12 protein-coding genes are annotated in these 17,565 nt (G+C 65.8%); 3 read left to right on the forward strand and 9 right to left on the reverse strand.

Features of this window, described 5'->3' with window-relative positions; all coding sequences use genetic code 11:
- Positions 1–336 precede the first annotated feature (336 nt).
- Both OYT95_RS20725 and OYT95_RS20730 read right to left on the reverse strand, forming a co-directional pair.
- Positions 337–1,350, reverse strand: a complete 1,014-nt coding sequence (locus OYT95_RS20725) for an Lrp/AsnC family transcriptional regulator (RefSeq protein ID WP_037243010.1) — start codon at positions 1,348–1,350, stop codon at positions 337–339.
- 141 nt (positions 1,351–1,491) lie between these two features.
- Positions 1,492–1,917, reverse strand: coding sequence for a transposase (locus OYT95_RS20730; protein ID WP_268788860.1), 426 nt, complete (start codon positions 1,915–1,917; stop codon positions 1,492–1,494).
- A gap of 527 nt (positions 1,918–2,444) precedes the next feature.
- Between OYT95_RS20730 and OYT95_RS20735 the strand changes: the two genes are divergently transcribed.
- The gene (locus OYT95_RS20735; protein ID WP_268788861.1) at positions 2,445–3,800 is read left to right on the forward strand and encodes an MFS transporter; all 1,356 of its coding nucleotides are present in this window, start codon (positions 2,445–2,447) and stop codon (positions 3,798–3,800) included.
- A gap of 22 nt (positions 3,801–3,822) precedes the next feature.
- Positions 3,823–4,734, forward strand: a complete 912-nt coding sequence (locus OYT95_RS20740; protein WP_268788862.1) for a TauD/TfdA dioxygenase family protein — start codon at positions 3,823–3,825, stop codon at positions 4,732–4,734.
- Between the two features lie 162 nt (positions 4,735–4,896).
- On the opposite strand, the gene OYT95_RS20745 is transcribed toward OYT95_RS20740, so the two are convergent.
- Positions 4,897–8,154: a protein kinase domain-containing protein gene (locus OYT95_RS20745; RefSeq protein WP_268788863.1), complete on the reverse strand. Its 3,258-nt coding sequence runs from the start codon at positions 8,152–8,154 to the stop codon at positions 4,897–4,899.
- A 173-nt stretch (positions 8,155–8,327) separates the two neighbouring features.
- On the opposite strand from OYT95_RS20745, the gene OYT95_RS20750 reads away from it, so the two are divergent.
- A complete protein-coding gene (locus tag OYT95_RS20750) occupies positions 8,328–9,194 on the forward strand; it encodes a hypothetical protein (RefSeq protein ID WP_268788864.1) in 867 nt (288 codons plus the stop codon).
- A gap of 98 nt (positions 9,195–9,292) precedes the next feature.
- Here the strand turns inward: OYT95_RS20750 and OYT95_RS20755 are convergent, their stop codons facing one another.
- The 6 genes from OYT95_RS20755 to OYT95_RS20780 all read right to left on the reverse strand — a co-directional run bounded on the left by OYT95_RS20755 (position 9,293) and on the right by OYT95_RS20780 (position 17,497).
- Positions 9,293–10,012, reverse strand: coding sequence for a maleylpyruvate isomerase family mycothiol-dependent enzyme (locus OYT95_RS20755; RefSeq protein WP_268788865.1), 720 nt, complete (start codon positions 10,010–10,012; stop codon positions 9,293–9,295).
- Positions 10,013–10,023: 11 nt separating this feature from the next.
- Positions 10,024–10,851 carry a fumarylacetoacetate hydrolase family protein gene (locus OYT95_RS20760; RefSeq protein ID WP_268788866.1) on the reverse strand — a complete coding sequence of 276 codons (828 nt, stop codon included), beginning with the start codon at positions 10,849–10,851 and terminating at the stop codon, positions 10,024–10,026.
- Between the two features lie 7 nt (positions 10,852–10,858).
- Complete coding sequence (locus tag OYT95_RS20765; protein WP_268788867.1) at positions 10,859–11,938, reverse strand: cupin domain-containing protein; 1,080 nt, start codon at positions 11,936–11,938, stop codon at positions 10,859–10,861.
- Positions 11,939–12,009: 71 nt separating this feature from the next.
- Positions 12,010–13,692 carry a (2,3-dihydroxybenzoyl)adenylate synthase gene (locus tag OYT95_RS20770; protein WP_268788868.1) on the reverse strand — a complete coding sequence of 561 codons (1,683 nt, stop codon included), beginning with the start codon at positions 13,690–13,692 and terminating at the stop codon, positions 12,010–12,012.
- The gene (locus tag OYT95_RS20775) at positions 13,689–15,794 is read right to left on the reverse strand and encodes an acetate--CoA ligase family protein (protein WP_268788869.1); all 2,106 of its coding nucleotides are present in this window, start codon (positions 15,792–15,794) and stop codon (positions 13,689–13,691) included. The genes OYT95_RS20770 and OYT95_RS20775 overlap by 4 nt, the downstream gene beginning before the upstream one ends.
- Positions 15,791–17,497 carry an FAD-dependent monooxygenase gene (locus tag OYT95_RS20780; RefSeq protein ID WP_268788870.1) on the reverse strand — a complete coding sequence of 569 codons (1,707 nt, stop codon included), beginning with the start codon at positions 17,495–17,497 and terminating at the stop codon, positions 15,791–15,793. Before OYT95_RS20780 ends, OYT95_RS20775 begins: the two co-directional genes overlap by 4 nt.
- Positions 17,498–17,565: the final 68 nt, after the last annotated feature.

A 17,565-nucleotide genomic window follows, 5' to 3' on the forward strand; every position in this document is an offset into this window, starting at 1 on the left:
TCCCCGTCCCACCCAGCCCTCACCGGCAGCGATGTAGCTCTCGGCGTCTCGACAGGGACTGTCCGATTATCCAACCTTGTCATTGCGACGCCCGCATCTCGCAGGTCGTCGCGGCCTGTCATGCCTGCCAATTTGGAGAGCCGGGTCGCCGCCGACCCGAGATCTTCAGCGACTGGCTGGTGCTGGCGGTGGCGTTTGGGCTGGCGTCGTTGGCGCCGAGCAGGAGGGCGCCAACAAGGTTGTCGATGTCAATGACCTGCTCTTCCGGAAGCGGATCGATGACCGGTCACCCCAAGAGCTCCGGGTGTCGGCTCGTTACGGGTTACTCGGTTCCCGCTAGAAGATGGCCCGTGGGATCAATCCGGTGGTTCGTCCATCCTGATCCAGGACATGTCCTGCCCTCTTGAATGTGTGGAGGCTGATGAACCGGTCCGAAATGGTGATGGACGGAAGTTCTCGCGTGAGTGCAGCCGCGAATGGCGCGATCTCGCTAATCGTCTGAAACCACATCGTGGCGACGATTGTCGAGGTTCCGGTAGTGGCGTTCGCAATTCGGCATTTTGGAATTCGGCTCAATAGGTTGCCGACCGTGTTCAACTCGCTCGGTGCGGTCGTGATCATGAAAGTCGTCTCAACGACTGGTCCGACAAGTGTGTTCGCTCCCTCGCAGCGCAGGGCCACGCGGCCCCCGTCGATCAGCCTTTCGACGCGGCGTCGCGCGGTCGGTCCGGTCACATCGCATTGCTCGCCGAGTGTGGTCCATGCTTGACGCCCATCTTTCGCCAGAGCTCCGAGCAGAGAACGATCGAGATCGTCCAGGAATGGAATCGTTTTCCTGCGTGTGGGCGCTGCCTGGGGCAATTGGAGAAGATGGGCCTGTTCCAGGTCTAACGCCTGGACGCGCCACCGCGCGCCTTCTGTGTAGTTGGTGAGCACGACCGTCGTTGCCACCGATCTGATTCCTTCGATCACCTCGATGCGGTCGGTGAGCAGACGGGTGAGGTCGCCAATGCTGGACACGAACACGATCACATGGAAGTCCGACGTCCCGGATGTGCTCGATACCGTGTCGACTGCTGGCTCGGCAATCAGGGCTTCTACAACGTCATGCTTGCTCTGGGGTCTGCAGGTTATCGCAAGCCATGCGGCACATCCGAATTGCAGGAAGGTCGGGCCCGGAGCCACCGCGATCCATGCCGAGCCGCTCTCGGACAACAGCTTCCATCTTCGGGCGAGTGTCTTCGGCGAGTACTGAAGTGCCTCCGCCAAGTCCGCCCAGTCAGCGCGTGGGTTGAGCTGCAGCGCGCCGATAATTGCAAGGTCCAGTTCAGCTGCAGCCTGAGACGTCATATTGGACATTATCGCCCTAAAAATTATGGATATCGGCCAAAACCCAGGTCTCGTGAGGTGCGCCACTCAGAGTGGTTGAGCGCGAGTTGCGCAACCGGGACTCCCGGCCCACGAAGTCGAGGTCGATGCATGTGGACACAATCAGTCAGGGGTGAGGAAGGTGCCGTCCAGCGGGCGGGCGTTGTGGCGGACGTAGTTGGGGCTGGCACCGGTCGCGCTCTCCTGCTGCGCGGAATCGGGGGTAGTGCCGACAGGTTCGCACCACAATTCGGTGAGCTCAACAGTTCCCTGAGGCTGCTCGCGTGGGACGCCCCCGGTTCCGGGCGCAGCGGGGATTTCGGACGTCGGTTGCACCTGGACGACTACGCTGACGCCGCGGCCGAGGTGATCAGGTGCCGCTGCGGCCAGGTAGGCCAGATGCGTCCTGGTGGTCCACCCATCTCGGGAGCGCTGCAACGCGTGGTCGGCGGGCTCGATCTCGACCTCGCCGGGCGGCACGGACTGTGCCTCGGGAGCCCGGCGCACGCCCGCCGCATGCTGGTGAGCCTGCGCGATGGTCGAATCCACGCTGACGTCCCACACGATCGCACCCGCGGCTTGGGTGAGTGCCGGGCAACCCCGTCAGGATCCCCATCTCTCCGGACATTTCTGTTCGTGGTGTGCCAGCGTGCCGCTGGCCATGTTTCGCAAGTTGATCCCGCGTGGACTTCTCTTACTTTCCGCCCACGAGTGGAAATCGTTAACTGTGCACACGGTCTATTTCTTCCTGCGAGCCATGCGTGGCTGATTCCGCCGAGGTCTGTAGCGGCGTTTCGGGCCGGGGAATCCATTTTCCGCTTTATTTCATATGTCACTCAGTGCCTGAATCTTGCGGTCCCGCGGTTCGGCATAACAGCAGGTTGAGGGCTCAAACTGTAAAAATGAGAGCTTGCGCACAACTAGCCTCAGCATTAAGATATTGACCACTTAAGTAATTTGCAGATTTGCAACTGTGCTCGTTATTCAGAAACAGAGGCTCTCTAGAACGCTCTGATTCGCCACGCGGTTCACGCGCCGCGTGATCGCATGTTCGTCAAATAGCCGGGAGGCACAATATGGGTGGTGCAGTCGCACGACCAGCGGGCGCAGGCTCGCCGAAGAAGGTCGCGCTAGCGAGCCTGATCGGCACAACCATCGAGTGGTACGACTTCTTCATCTACAGCACCGCAGCGGTGCTCGTTTTCAACCATCACTTCTTCCCCAGCTTCGACCCGGCCATCGGAACGCTGCTGGCCTTCTCGACCTTCGCCGCCGGCTTCGTCGCCCGTCCGATCGGAGCCATCGTCTTCGGTCACTTCGGGGACAGGGTGGGCCGAAAATCGATGATGGTCGTCACCATCTTGATCATGGGCGTCGCCACCGTGCTGATCGGCCTGCTGCCGACCTATGCCACCATCGGCGCCTTCGCTCCGGTGCTGCTGGTGCTGCTGCGACTGACGCAAGGCTTCGCGCTCGGCGGCGAATGGGGTGGCGCTGCGCTCATGGCCACGGAGCATTCCCCCAACAGCCGACGTGGTTTCTTCGGCAGCTGGCCGCAGGCGGGGGTGGCGGTCGGACTGATCCTGGCGATGACCGTGTACCTACCCCTCGATGCAATGGCCGATGATCACTTCATGGCGTGGGGGTGGCGTGTTCCGTTCCTGCTCAGTGCGGTACTGGTTATCACCGGACTGATCATCCGGGTACAGGTCGCCGAGAGTCCGGAGTTCGACCGGGTCAAGGATGTGCACGCGGTCGTGCGCCTGCCGATCATCGAAGTTCTTCGCACACATCCGAAGCAGGTGCTCCTGGTCGCCGGCGCCAGCCTGTCGCCGGGCATCTTCTTCTACCTCCTGACCGTGTACAACTTCGTCTACACGCAAGAGGCGGGCGGCCTGAGCCAAAGCTCCATGCTGATTCTGGTGATCGTCACCTCCGCGGTCGGATTCGTGGTCACCCCGATCGCAGGTGCGCTCTCCGACAGGTTCGGCCGGCAACGGCTCTTCCTGCTGGGCCTTGCCCTCATCGGTTCTCTCGCCTTCCCGCTCTACTGGGCGCTCGACTCGGGCTCGTACGGCTTCATCGCTGTCTGCTACGTCGCCGCGACCATCGCCGTATACATCCCGTGGGCGCTGCAGCCGGCATACTTCTCCGAGGCGTTCGACGCGCGAGTCCGCTACAGCGGGCTGTCGTTGGCCACCACCCTCGGCAACCTCTTGGGCAGCGCTATCGCGCCTCTCATTGCCGGCACACTACTCAGCGCAACTCATGCGTCCATCTCCATTTCCCTGTATGTCTTCGTCTCCGCAGCAATGTCGTTCGTCTGCGTGCTGGTGCTCGGACGGACGAACCGGAAAAAAGCCAAGCAAGCCGATAGTGGAATCGGCACCGATAACGCGAGCGGGCTCCGCACTCCCACCTACTCGGAGTGATACCCCGCATGTAGGTGCCCCCATGGCGCAGAATGCGCCCACGCTAACAACAGATAACACGCTGAAGGAAGGACGAACTGTGAGCAGCAACGAATGCCGCTACGAAACATTCACCCTCGAACGCGCAACACCGACCATCGGGGCGTTTATCCACGGCCTGGATCTTCGCGACGAGATCACACCGCAGTGCCAGACTGAACTCCGCACAGCCTTCCTGCAACACGAGGTCCTGTTTATCCGCGATCAGCACCTCGAGCCAGAAGATCAGCTCCGATTCGCGAAGGTGTTCGGCGACCCCCAGGAAGTAAGTGCATTCTTTCCCTCCCTTCCGGGAAACCCGTTCATCGAGGTGCTCGAATCTCGCGGTCGCGCAGCCGGAACCGACGTCTGGCACTCCGATCTGACCTGGCAGGCGACTCCCAATTCCGCGACCTGCCTCCATGCCCAGGAGATCCCACCCTGCGGCGGTGACACACTGTGGTCGAGCATGACTGCCGCATATGACGCGCTACCGGAGACGATGAAGAATCTCATCGACGGGCTCGAAGCCGTGCACGATTGGGAAAAGGAACTGACCGGCGTTGTCCGCCAGGGAGATGACGGGGAAGCACGGTACGAGGAAACACGCCGAAAGTATCCTCCGATGACCCACCCCGTCGTGCGCAAGCATCCAGAAACCGGTCGCAGACTTGTCTACGTCAACGAGTTGTTCACCTCGCGCATCTCGGGGGTTCCTCCGCAGCTGAGTGACTCGCTACGAAACATGCTCACGGGCCTCGCCAAGACCCCGGAGTATCAGGTCCGATTCCGTTGGGAGCCTAACTCCCTCGTGATCTGGGACAACCGGTCGACGCAACACTACGCGGTCGGCGACTACCACCCGCACTACAGGCGCATGCACCGAGTCACCCTCAGCGGTGACCGCCCGGCCTGACACCTGATCGCCTGCTGGGCGACCCGATCACCGGTCGCCCAGCAGCACTTCACCCCTACTCATTTTGGCGCGAATAGACGGATCCACTGCTGGCAGAATATCTACCGGGGCAGGGAAATCGGGGAATTCACCGTCCCCGACGTCATTCGCCATTTCCTTGTGTCATGGTTGCCGGTCCTGCTCGACGACCCACGCTGCGATCTGCGCACGGGACGTGAAACCGAGTTTGGTGAGTAGGTGCTCCACGTGACCTTGCGCAGTGCGAGGCGATATCACCAATCGTGCGGCGATCGCCCTGTTGGTCAGGCCCTCGGCGGCGATCAGTTCGGCGACCTGCCGTTCACGTTTGGTCAGTTTCACCGACGAATCAGGCGACGCGTCCGGAAGCCGTTCGCCGAGGGCATAGGCAATGGCGGCGTCAAAGCCCAAGCGCCGCCCCTCTCGGCGCGCCGCCTCCACGGAGCTCTTGCCGAGCGTCCCATACGCCCTCTGCTCGGACTCCTCACGGGAAACAAGCAGATTGGGGAACCCCACCGTGGGGCTACCCACCGTGCGCCCGAGCTCCTCGGCGGCCGCCATCAGGACGACCGCGCGTCGCGCGTCGTGCGCTTCGGCGGCGATCGAGCCCAGTGTCTCGAGGCACGCGACCGCGGTGCGCGGGGTGTTCACCCGCCGGGTCAACTGCAGTGACTGTTCGAGTAGCCGAACTGCCCGATCGGTATCACCGTGGCGCCACACCGCGTCACCCATCGCCCAGAGGGCGAACGACTGGTACATCGATTCACCGTGCGCCTGAGTGATCGCGACGATCTGTTCGTAACAGTCACTCGCCCGTTGTGATTCGCCGAGTTGTTCGTAGGCCATCCCCAGCCGGTGCAGGACCCCGACGTGTGAAGCGTCCTCCCGCGTGCCGAAAACGGTGCCGGCGCTTTCCAGTAGCGCACATGCGCGAGTCGGATCACCCCTGAAAAGGGAGAGAAGTCCGTCCGCGTACTCGATGTATGCGTGGCTCACCGCGTCGGTAGTCTGCTCGGCCAACCCGCGGCCCTCCTTCACCAGTGCCGCCCCCGCAGGGAGGTCGCCCTGCAATTCGGCCAGGACGCTGCCGGCATACACCGCTTTGATCCGCTCCAGGGTCGGCTCCGCTGGCAGGTGTGCAAGGACGCGGCCCAGCCAGTATCGCCCCTCGCTGAGCAAGCTCCGGGAGAGCCAGAAGGGGAGCAAGTTCGCGGCGATGCGAAGTCCGATATTGGGGCTGTCGGACAGGCAGAACTCCATCGCCTCCCGTAGATTCGCTTGTTCTCGCTCGAATCGTGCGATCCAGTCCAGTTGCCGGGAGCTGATCCACTCGGCCTCAGCCTGGGCGGTCAGTTGCTCATACCAGTCCCGGTGCCGTCGACGCAGTTCGACATACTCCTCGGTGGCCTGGAGCTTCTCATGCCCGTACTCTCGCAGGGTCTCGAGCAGACGAAAGCACACGGCCGAGCCGGATTCCACCCGGATCGCGATCGATTTGTCCACCAGGGAGGCCACGACGTCAAGTGGATCCGACGATGCCAGGCCCATACCGCAGACCTGTTCCACCGCATCGAGTTCGAAGCTACCGGCGAACACGGACAGCCGAGACCACAACTGTTGCTCCTGCGGGGTGCACAGATCGTAGCTCCAATCGATACACAGCCGAAGGGTCTGCTGACGAGAGGGTGCGCCTCGGCTGCCGCGGGTCAGCAGCGTGTAACGGTCGGTCAGCCGCTGAAGGATCTGCTCGGGCGACATCGCCCGCAACCGCGTCGCCGCCAGTTCGATCGGCAGCGGCAATCCGTCCAGTCGATGGCAGATCCCGGCCACCGCGACACCGTTGTCCTCGGTGAGCTCGAATCCGGGCACAGCTGCGGCTGCGCGATCGGCGAACAAGGTCACCGCATCGTAGCTGGGCAGGCCCTGCAGGGAGGGCGGTCGGTCGGGGTCGGGGACAGTGAGCGGGGGCACCCGGAGAAGTGATTCCCCGCCGATACCGAGGGGCTCGCGGCTGGTGGCGAGGATTCGCAATCCCGGACACGTCCGCAGCAGCGTCTCGACCAACCCCGCGACCCCGCCGAGGATGTGCTCGCAGTTGTCGAAGACCAGCAGCAGCTCGCGCGGCACCAGAAACTCCACCAGCACCTCGATCAACGGCCTGGCCGAGTGATCACCCAATCCGAGAGTTGCGGCGACCATGTCGACGAGCAACGACTCGTCACGCAGCTCGCCCAGCTCCACGAGCCACACTCCGTCGGCGTAATCGCGGTGCGTGATGGTCGCGACCTGCAACGCCAGACGCGTCTTCCCCACACCACCGATCCCGGTGAGCGTCACCAAACGGGACACCGACAACAGGTTCTTGAGTTCTGTCACCTCGTTCCGTCGGCCGACGAAACTGGTGAGTTCCAGGCGAATGTTCGTCTTGACGTCCCCGACGGTGCGCGCCATCGTCAGGCGCTGCACGACAGAGTCCGGCAGTTTCCGGGGCGCGGACCCCGTTTCGCCTCGCAGGGCCATCGCGTCGACCGCAGATCCCCGGTGGAGCTGGATCTCGCGGAGTTCGTCGCCGAATTGGACGGCGGACGGGCGCTTGTGCGGATTCGCCGACATCGCCCGCTCGATCACTTCCGCCACGTCGGCGGAGATTCCCCGCTCACGTAAATTCGGTACCGGCTGTGTTGTGATCCTCAGGAACTGGGCAACCAGCTGTTCACCGCTGCGCCGTTCGAACGCGGCGTGGCCGGTGAGCGCGCAGAACAGCGTCGCCCCGAGACCGTAAATATCCGAACTGGAGGTCGGCGGATCGCCCGCGATCACTTCGGGCGCGGTAAATGCCGGCGAGCCGGTCACGGTGCCGGTGGCCGTCTCGAATCCTCCGGAGATGTGCGCGATACCGAAGTCGGTCAGCGCGGGTTCGCCGTAGTCGGTGAGCAGGATGTTCGCCGGTTTCACGTCGCGGTGCAGGATGCCGAGCCGGTGCGCCGTCTCCACCGCGCCAGCCAGCTTTACTCCGAGCCGCAGCGCGTCGCCCAATGGCAGGGGACCGTGGTCTCGGATCCGCACCTGCAAGGAGTCCTGCGGGTGAAAGGGCATGACGATGTAGGGGCGGCCGGTGGCGGTGGCACCGACTTGCAGGACAGGGACGATGTTCGGGTGACCGGTCAACCTGCCCATCGCCTGCTGTTCCCGGAAGAACCGTGCCCGGTTCTCCGCTTCCATGTCGGCGGTGAGGACCTTCACCGCGACCGTTCGGTCCAGCTCAGTCTGGATACACCGGTAGACAACGCCGAAGCCACCGCGGCCGATTTCCTGGGCGTCCTCGAACCCGGCGGCTGCTAGCTCCGCTGTGACCGAAGCGCCAACCTCGCGCTGCGTCCGGTACGGATCGGCTTCAACCATCGGCTACGCCGATTCACCCGATCCGCGACACCCTTGACGATGCAGCACGGCGCTCACCTCACGAAAACGTCCCACCAGGATATCGCTCCGAACACGCGAAATTGGACCGCAACGGTGTGCGAATCCGCAGATACCTTGCCACCCACACTGACGAGTTCGTCCTAGTCGATCTCGTGTCAGTCCTGAACGCCTCCGCCATCGCGTGTTTTGCCGGCATCGCCGCCAATGAACTCCTCGACATCACCGCCGCCGAGGGCCACTTCCGCGCCGCCTGGAACCTCGCCGTTGCCTCGGTCGGTGTCCACTCGTACGCGGCACAGCTGTCCGGTGCCCTGCTCGGTGACCTGCTGTACCAGGAGGGCACGATCGATGAGGCCGAGCGCTTGCTGGATGCCAGTTACCGCCTCGGCGCCGAGGGCGGAGTCGTCGATTTCATGCTCGCCAGTTACGGCACCGGAGCCCGGATCAAAGTCTTGCGCGGGGACATGCCCGCGGCCGTGCAGCGATTGGACGAGGGCGCCGACACCGCCCGGAAGTTGTCATTGCCGCGGCTCGCCGCGCGGATCGACAACGAACGGATTCGCTGCGGAGTGGAATCAGGCATCGAATTCCGCACTCGGACAGAGAAATCAACGTCAGAACACCAGCGAGCCGCGATCGGCACACGAACAACCGAAATCGACGAAGATTCCCAGATCCGGCTGCTCCTGGCCGCCCACGCCTACGACCATGCCTGTGCCCGTGTAGAAGCGGTAGTACGGACACTCGACACAGCGCGGCGACCGCGGGCCCTCCTCGAGGCCAGGATTCTGCACGCCCGGTGCCTGGCCGCCTCGGGAAGAGTCGCGGACGCGAAACAGGTCCTCATTCCCGTTGCCGTCGACTGCGCCGAATACGGACTGCCCCGCCTGGTGGCCGACGGCGGCGAACCCGTCACCGGACTTCTCACCGAAATCGCCGACGATCAACGCCACGGCCGCTGGCAGCCCGAGTGGCCGTCCATCCCAGCGTCCTTCATTGCTCAGACGTGCCCGTCCTAGAACGAGGAGGACGGCCTTCCACGAGTGCCGCGACGCACGGCCTTCATGCGTCAGGCCGGACTCTGGCCGCTCAACCTCGCGCAGGATCGGCCGCCCGCTTACAGCCAGTGCGGTGGCTCTTGCAGATCCCCTTCGATTCCTACGCCGACGGTGCCGCGCCCGGCGGCCCACCGCACGACGGCGGCGAGGTGGCCGGACACCTTCTCGGTGGGTGGTGAATCCGTCTGCACCGCAACCGGTTCACCCCCGTCGACGGTGAGGATCAGGCCGGCGCCGAGGTCCTTCTTTTGCCACATTCCGACGATGTCGGTGAGCAACGACTCCAGGACGATGTCGGGGAAGTCGCCGAACCGGCCGCCGTTGCCGAGGTCGACCGCATGGATCCACACCTCCCGGGTGCGCATCCACGCCGTCTCCGACGCCGGCACCGTCCGGCCCTGCGCGGTCCGCACCTGCGCATCCCACGCCGAGGCGGGCAGGGTTCGCCACTTCTCGTCCAGCCGGGCGACGGTGTGATCGAACAGGTTCCGCAGCGCCGCCGCCGACAGGGTGGCACCCTCGGCGATCTCCCGGCCCCGCTGCTCCGCCGACGCATACATCGGGGTCTGCACCCCCGACGCCGCCCAGTCCAGCAACCGGCACAACGCGGCCGCGTTGTACCCGACGTGCGCCACCAGATGTCGACGCGACCACCCCGACAGAAGGGTCTCCCCGTCGAGGTCGGAATCGGACACCTCGGCGAGGCGCTGCGCGAAGTAGGCGGTGCCGCGGCGGGCGATCAGCAACCGCTCGGACACATCGAGATCGTGGAAACCCACCGGGTGCACCCCTACTTGACGATCGTCGTGTTGCGGACGGTGCCCAGGCCCTCGATGGTGACCTCCACGGTCTGCCCGTCCTGAATGTAGAGCCCGGGCTTGCGGGCGTGCCCGACCCCGCCGGGGGTGCCGGTGATCACCACGTCACCGGGCTGCAACGTCACGATGTGCGAGATGTACTCCACCAGCCTGGCCGGGGTGAACACCAGATCGTCGGTGGTGGTGGTCTGCACCACCTGCCCCTCCAGGGTGGTGACCAGGGTGCCGCCGAACGTGTAGGAGTCGGTGGTCGTCAGGAACGGCCCGAAACCGCTGGTCTTCTCGAACGTCTTGCCCTGATCCCACTGCAGCGTCCGGTACTGGTAGTCGCGCATCGTGTAATCGTTCATCACCGAATACCCGGCAATGTAGGACTCGGCGTCCGCCTCCGGCACCTGGTACGCCTGCCTGCCGACGACGAACGCCAACTCCCCCTCCCAGTCCAGCTGGGCGGCGGCATACGCCGGGACGATCACGTCGTCGTACGGGCCGGTCAACGCTTCCTTGAACTTCGCGAACAGGGTCGGATACTGCGGCAGCTCCCGGCCCATCTCCTGGATGTGGTTGGCGTAGTTCAGGCCGACGCAGATGATCTTGCCCGGGTGCGGGACCACCGGGGCGTAGTCGGCGCCGTCGAGGTCGACGGTGGCACCGGACGCGTTGTCCGCGATCGACCTCCAGTCCGGGTCGGTCAGCAGGGCGGACAGGTCCGGATACCCGTCGATGATCGTGGCGGTGGTGTCGGAATCGACGCGGACGGCGACAGTACTACCGCCGCGGCGCAGGGTGGCAAGCTTCATGAGATTGTCAGGCTCCTTCGGAAATGAATGTGCGGTCAAAGTGCAGGCGCTCGACGATCGGGGCGTCGGAGAACGCGAACAGGTCGAACTCGGTGTCGGCCTCGATCGACCACTCCGTCCAGGACGGGACGACGATCATGTCCCCCGTGGACACGGTGCGGGCCTCGCCGCCGAGGACGAACCGCCCCGTCCCGTCGAACACCTGGTAGACGGTCGACCCGACGTCGCGGCGGGGCCGGGTGCGCGCGCCCGCCCGGAGGCGGTGGAACTCGGCGCGGATCGTGGGCATCACGTCGCCGCCGGTGGTCGGGTTGGTGTAGCGGACCGCGGCGTGACCGGGTTCGGTGGTCGCCGCAAACCCCTCGTCCTCGAGTGCCAGTTGCTCGCGCAGTGCGGCGTCGGTGTGCTCCCACCGGTACGCCGCGATCGGCGAGGACGTTTTCGCGTCCAGCCCGACCAGCGGTCGCAGACCCGGATGCGCCCACAACCGTTCCGACCGGGACACGTCCGGGGTGGAATCGTCGGTGACGTTCTCGGACCCGAATTCGAAGAACCCGGTGTCGGTGTAGTGCACGAACGGGATGTCGAGGCCGTCGATCCAGGCCATCGGCTGATCGGTTTCGTTGTGGTGGCCGTGGAAATGCCAGCCCGGGGTCAGCAGGAAGTCGCCGCGCCGCATCGCGACCGGGTCCCCGTTGACGACCGTCCACACCCCCTGCCCCTCGACGACGAACCGGAACGCGTTCTGCGCGTGCCGGTGCTCGGGCGCCACCTCCTTCGGGCCCAGATACTGGATCGCCGCCCACAACGTCGGCGTCACATACGGCACCCCACCCAACCCGGGGTTCGCCAGGGCGATCGCCCGCCGCTCCCCGCCCCGGCCGACCGGCACCAGATCCCCGGCCCGCTGCGCCAACGGATACAACGTCGACCACTTCCACACGAACGGCACCGCCCGCGACGTCGGCGTCATCGGCATCAGATCACCGAGCTGGGTCCACAACGGATTCAGGTGCTCGGCCTCGAAATCGGTATAGAGCTGCTTCAGCTCCGGAGCGTCGTCGAGCGAGGGGTCGGGGGTATGCATGAAGGGCTCCTTCAGATTTGGAGACCGAGGATCGGCGACGGCGCCATACACGTCGCCGATCCTCGGAAGTCTTACGACGCGGCGTGTTCCTGCGCGAGGCGTTGGCGAATGTCTTCGCGCATGGCCTTCTTGTCGATCTTTCCGACCTTGGTGGTGGGCATCTGATCGACGATGACGAGCCGCTCGGGGAGTTTGAATCGGGCGACGCCGGCCTCGTTCATGATAGCGACGACGTCGTCGAGGGTGATGTCGTGGCCTTCGGTCAGCGACAGGTACAGGCACAGCTTTTCACCGAGTTTGGGGTCGGGCATGGCGACCGCGGCGGCCATCTCGACGCCGTCGATCTGGTACGCGAAGTTCTCGACTTCCTCGGCGGAAATCTTCTCCCCGCCGCGGTTGATCATGTCCTTGTCGCGGCCGGCGACCACCAGGTTTCCGTCGGGGCGGCGGACGACGATGTCGCCGCTGGCGTACCACCCGTCGGGAGTGAACGCTTTCGCGTTGTGCTCGGGTGCCCGGAAGTAGCCGCGCGGTGTGTAGGGGCCGCGGGTGAGCAGGGCGCCAGGGGTGCCGTCGGGTACCGGTTCGCCGATCTCGTCGACGACGGCGATCTCGTCCGCCTCACTGACCGGTCGGCCCTGGGTGTTGGTGATGATCTCCGGGTCGTCGTCGAGACGCGTCATGTTGATCAGACCCTCGGCCATCCCGAATACCTGCTGCAGGCGGGCGCCGAGGACGGGTTCGACGCGGGCGGCGAGTTCGTCCGGCATGCGGGATCCGCCCACCTGGAGCACCCGCAGCGTGCGGCCGGTCATGGTGTGGTGCTCGCGTTGGTGCTCGATCCAGGTCTGGGCGACGGCGGGAACGACGGTGGCGACGGTGACGCCTTCGGCGTCGATGGTGCGCAGGGCTCGCTCGGGGGCCGGCGAGGGCAGCATGACGGTGCGGCCGCCGGCGAACAGCGCACCGAGAATGCCCGGACACGCCAGTGGGAAGTTGTGACTGCTCGGCAAGGTCCCGAGATAGACGGTGTCGGAGTCGAATTCGGTGACATCGTTGCACCGGAGGACGTTGTAGACGTAGTCGTCGTGGGTGCGGACGATCAGTTTGGGCAGTCCGGTGGTGCCGCCGGAGAGCAGCAGGCAGGCCACGTCGGCGCCGGTGGGTTCGTATTCGGCGTCGGTGAACCGAACGGGGGTGTCCATGCCGGCGGCCAATGCGCGCTCGGGTGCGTGCGGCGTCGCGTCGTTCGAGAGTTCTCCGTGGACGAGCACGGTCCGGATGCTGGGGACCTCGGCGGCGACGTGCTGGGCGATCTGGCGCAGGTCGGTGTCGCGGTCGGTGTCGGCGACGACGATCGCGGTGGCCTCGGACAGCGATGCCAGGTGAGTGAGTTCGTGCCGCCGGTGCGCGGGCAGCGCCATCACGGGGACGACGCCGGTCCGGAAGCACGCCAGGGTGAGAGCGACGAACTCCCAGCTGTTGGGCAGTTGCAGCACGATCCGGTCACCGGCAGCGATCGACAGGTCGAGCAGGTACTGGGCACAGGAGGCGGCCTTGTCCCATAGTTGCCGGTAGGTCAGGCGGGTGGAGCCGTCGACGAGGGCTTCGTCGTCGGGTCGGCGGTCGACCTGTTCGGCGATGTGGGAGCCGATCGACGTGCCCTGCCAGTACCCGGCCTTGCGGTACTGTTCGACGACCTCGTCGGGCCAGGGCACGACACCCTCGATGGACAGCGGGGTGCGGGTGCTCATTGCAGCTCTCCTTCGAGTGCGGTGGGCCGATTCGGTGCCGGAAGGATGACCGCGTCGAGGGCCGTCAGTCCGGTCGGGGTCAGCCGCAGTGGATTGATCTCGATGTCGCTGATCTCGGGATGAGTGGCCAGGTAGCCGGCGACGGTGACGGCGAGGTGGGCGAACTCGTCCCGGTTCAGGACGGGGCCGCCGCGCCAGCCGTCGAGCAACGGCGCACACTGGAGGTCGTCGAGCATGGCGGCGGCCGCGGCGTGGGTGAGGTGGTGGCTGCGGATGGTGACATCGCCGATGGCTTCTGCCGCCGTGCCGCCGAGACCGGCGACGACGATGGGCCCGAACACCGGATCGCGGCGGGCGCCGAGGAACACGTCCACCCCGGAGGTGGCCATGCTCTCGACCAGATACGCAGGTGCGTTGATGGCGTCGAGTGCGTCGAGTGCGGTGTCGAGGTCCTCCGCGGTGCGGATCCCCAGGTGGACTCCACCGATCTCCGTCTTGTGCACGACCGTGGCGTCGAGGATCTTCACCGCGACCGGAAGCGTGAGTTCGGCGAGGGCCTGGTGTGCGGCGGTGCGGTCGGCGCAGACGCGCCTCTGGGGTGTGGCGATTCCGAGGGCGTCGAGGAGGTCCTTGGCGGTGGCCTCGTCGGCGGGTAGCGAGAGTGCCGGGGCCGTGGCGGTAGCGGTCGGCCGGGGGTCGGCGGCGCGCAGGTAGCGACTTCGTGCGTCGTGTACCAGCGCACTGATGCCGGTGGCGAGGGCGGTCGGGCTCGGCAGTACCGGGACACCGATCTCTGCGGCCGACGCGGAGGTCTTGCCGACGGCGTCTCCGGGCCCGCCGATGCCGAGTACGACGGGCACGTCGGTGTGTACTCCGGATTCGCGGACGGCGGCGGCGAGATCGATGGCGTCGGGTTCGGCGAGGGCGTAGACCGCGAGGGCGTCGATCCCGGGGTCGGCCGCTGCGGTCGCCAATACGTTGCCGAAGGTGGCGCCGGGCCGACCGGTGTCGACGGGATTGGCCTGGAACGTCAACGGCGGCAGCAGTTCCGACAACCGCGCTTGGGTCGATCCGGTGAGGGTGGGCACCTGCACGTCCTGGGCGAGCAATTCGTCGAGGATCATCAGACCGGGGCCGGCCTGGGCGGTGACGAGGCCGATGCCGGGGGTCGGGGCGGCGGGCAACCGGGTGCGGCTGAGCACGGCGAGCGCATCGACGAGTTGCCGCTCGGAGTCGACGACCACGGCGCCTGCCTCGGCCAGCAGCGCCCGGGTGGTCTTCCAGGACGTCGCGAGGGCGCCGGTGTGCGATTCGGAGAAGGCGGAGACGTCGCTGCGCCCGACGACGATCGCCACGATCGGCTTCTCGGCAGTGACCGTACGCACCGCGGCGAGGAGGGCCTGGCCGTCGTCGACGGATTCGACGTGGAGCGCGATGGCGGTGACGGCCGGGTCCTCGCGCAGGTATTCGAGTACGTCGACGCTGGTCACGTCGACACTGTTGCCCAGCCCGACCCCGAGTCCGACGCCGACCCCCTGCTCGGAGAGCAGGAACGACAGGGCGTGATTCATGCCGCCGCTGGCCGCGACGACCGCGACGGTGCCGCGGCTGATGTGTTCGACCGTCGGCACGAAGCTCACGGTGGTGTTTCCCGGGCGGAAGAAGCCGGAGGTGTTGGGGCCGAGCAACCGGATCCCGGTCTCGGCAGTGATGTCGGCGAGCTGATTCTGCAGCGCGATACCGTCGGGGCCGGCCTCGGCGAATCCGCCCGAGCAGATCAGTGCGGCGCCGACGCCGCGGTCCGCGGCTTCACGCAGCGCGGCTGGGGTGGCCGCGGCCGGAATGCAGAGCACGGCCAGGTCGATCGGCGCGCCGTGCGATTCGGTGGCGGCGGCCAGCGACACGTGGAATCCGTCGCCCGCGCCCTTGGGGTTGATCCCGTAGGCGGTCACGGTGCCGTCGCTGCCACGGTTGATCGCGTCGAGCATCACCGACCCCAGTTTCCCGGGGGAGGCGGATGCTCCGACGACGGCGATCGACGTCGGGGCGAACAGTCGGTTCAGTCGTGTGTTCGTCGGCGCGGGAGTGTGTGTCAGTGTCATTTCGCGACCTCGGCGGAGGTGAGGACACGCGGATGCGCGTCGGCGGTGGGTTCGAAGGCGACGGCGTCGGCGCGACCGGACAGGATCAATGTTGCGGCGCAGTCCTGTTCGTCGACAGCGCGCCGGGCGCGCAGAGATGTGGGCTGGTCGACGACGATCACCGGGATGCGATGGGTGAAGCGGATGTGTTCGGCGCACAGCACGCGGGAGAGGGCAGTGCCTCCGCGGACCGCGACAGCAACCGGCTTCTGCGCACACAGCTCATCGAGTTCGGTGCGGGTGACGACGTCGAGCGAGGTCCGGTCTGCGTCCGGTGCGGTGAAGATCGCCGCCACGTCCGGTTCGCCGGTGGATGTTTCGGCGACCACCGAAGTCGTTCCGTCGCTGAAATGCAGGGAATCGTTGGAGAATTCGGTGATCTGTAGCAGCCGGGACCCGAGCGTGACGGCGCCGATGGCCAGCGGGGTATCCAGGGGCGTGGCACCGTGCTGGGTGTTCCAGGCGCGCTCGGCGTCGGAGACGAACCGGGGGTCGCGCACGCGCATCTTCTCGGCCGAGATGGCGCGGCTGAAGAAATGGAATCCGAACTGCCACGGTTCGAGTGCGCGGTAGTACTCCCCGAAGTGGTCCCACCAGGACAGGCTCGGCATCGCCGAGTCCTGGATCTTCGCGACCTGCGGGCGACGGATGTCCTCGAACGCGGCCAGGGCGGCATCGAGGTCGCCGCGATGATCGGCGACGGTCTGGGCGAGGACGGCAGCATCTTCCATGGCCATCTTGGTGCCGGAGCCGACCGAGAAGTGGGCGGTGTGCACGGCGTCGCCGAGGACGACCACGGGGGTGCCCTGCGCGGCGCGGACGTGCCAGCGGCGGGTGCGGCGGGTGCGGAAGTTCGCCCACCGAGAGTTGTTCGCCACCAACGGGTGTCCGTCGATCTGATCGGCGAACAGTTCCTCGAGGTAGCGCTGGGACACCAGGTCCGACTGCCCGGGCGGGGTGGACATGTCGAAGCCGTCCAGGCCCGCGCGGCGCCAGGTGCCCTCGTCGGTTTCGACGATGAACGTGCTCAGGTCGGAGCCGATCGGGTATGCGTGCACGGCGAAATTGCCGTGCTCGGACTGCTTGTGCAGGAAGGTCAGTCCGTCGAACTGGAACGTGGTGCCGAACCAGATGAACTTGACCGCGGCCTCGTCTACCGAATGCCCGAGCTCGTCCACGAAGCGTTCCCGCGACGCAGAGTTCGCGCCGTCGGCGGCGATAATCAGGTCGTACTCACCGCCGGCGTCGAGCGCGTCGACATCCACGGTGGTCGAAAAATGAAGGCGCGCGCCCAGTTCGGTCGTTCGGTCCTGCAGTGCTCCGAGCAGCACCCGTCGGTGCACGGCGGACATTCCGTTGCCGCCGGCGGATGTGGTCACACCCTTGCTGCGCACCTCGATGGTGTCCCAGTGCCTGCCGTGCTCGGCCAGAGCGTCCCGCAGTACGGGATCGATCCGGTCGACGTTGTCGAGCGTCGCGTCGGAGAACACGACCCCGAAGCCGAAGACGTCGGATTCGTTGTTGCGTTCGAAGACGTCGATCGTCGAGCCCGGCACGGTCTGTGCCAACGCGATGGCGGAGAACAATCCGCCCGGTCCACCGCCGATGCAGGCGACGCGCAGTGGTGCTGCGCCAGGCGACGAATTCTGATCTGGGATGGACATCAATGTCGGCCCCTCATGTGACTGTGGCCCGGATCTCGGGCTGACTCTCCTCCAATTATGTGACATAA

It is taken from the genome of Rhodococcus sp. JS3073 (assembly GCF_026810085.1).
Taxonomy (GTDB): Bacteria; Actinomycetota; Actinomycetes; order Mycobacteriales; family Mycobacteriaceae; genus Rhodococcus_F; species Rhodococcus_F wratislaviensis.

Excerpts from the sequence above, each read along its gene's own strand:
- OYT95_RS20735 (WP_268788861.1), top strand. The coding sequence starts at position 2,445 with ATGGGTGGTGCAGTCGCACGACCAGCGGGCGCAGGCTCGCCGAAGAAG.
- OYT95_RS20770 (WP_268788868.1), bottom strand. The coding sequence starts at position 13,692 with ATGAGCACCCGCACCCCGCTGTCCATCGAGGGTGTCGTGCCCTGGCCC.
- OYT95_RS20760 (WP_268788866.1), bottom strand. The coding sequence starts at position 10,851 with ATGAAGCTTGCCACCCTGCGCCGCGGCGGTAGTACTGTCGCCGTCCGC.
- OYT95_RS20725 (WP_037243010.1), bottom strand. The coding sequence starts at position 1,350 with ATGACGTCTCAGGCTGCAGCTGAACTGGACCTTGCAATTATCGGCGCG.
- OYT95_RS20775 (WP_268788869.1), bottom strand. The coding sequence starts at position 15,794 with ATGACACTGACACACACTCCCGCGCCGACGAACACACGACTGAACCGA.
- OYT95_RS20745 (WP_268788863.1), bottom strand. The coding sequence starts at position 8,154 with ATGGTTGAAGCCGATCCGTACCGGACGCAGCGCGAGGTTGGCGCTTCG.
- OYT95_RS20740 (WP_268788862.1), top strand. The coding sequence starts at position 3,823 with ATGGCGCAGAATGCGCCCACGCTAACAACAGATAACACGCTGAAGGAA.
- OYT95_RS20780 (WP_268788870.1), bottom strand. The coding sequence starts at position 17,497 with ATGTCCATCCCAGATCAGAATTCGTCGCCTGGCGCAGCACCACTGCGC.
- OYT95_RS20765 (WP_268788867.1), bottom strand. The coding sequence starts at position 11,938 with ATGCATACCCCCGACCCCTCGCTCGACGACGCTCCGGAGCTGAAGCAG.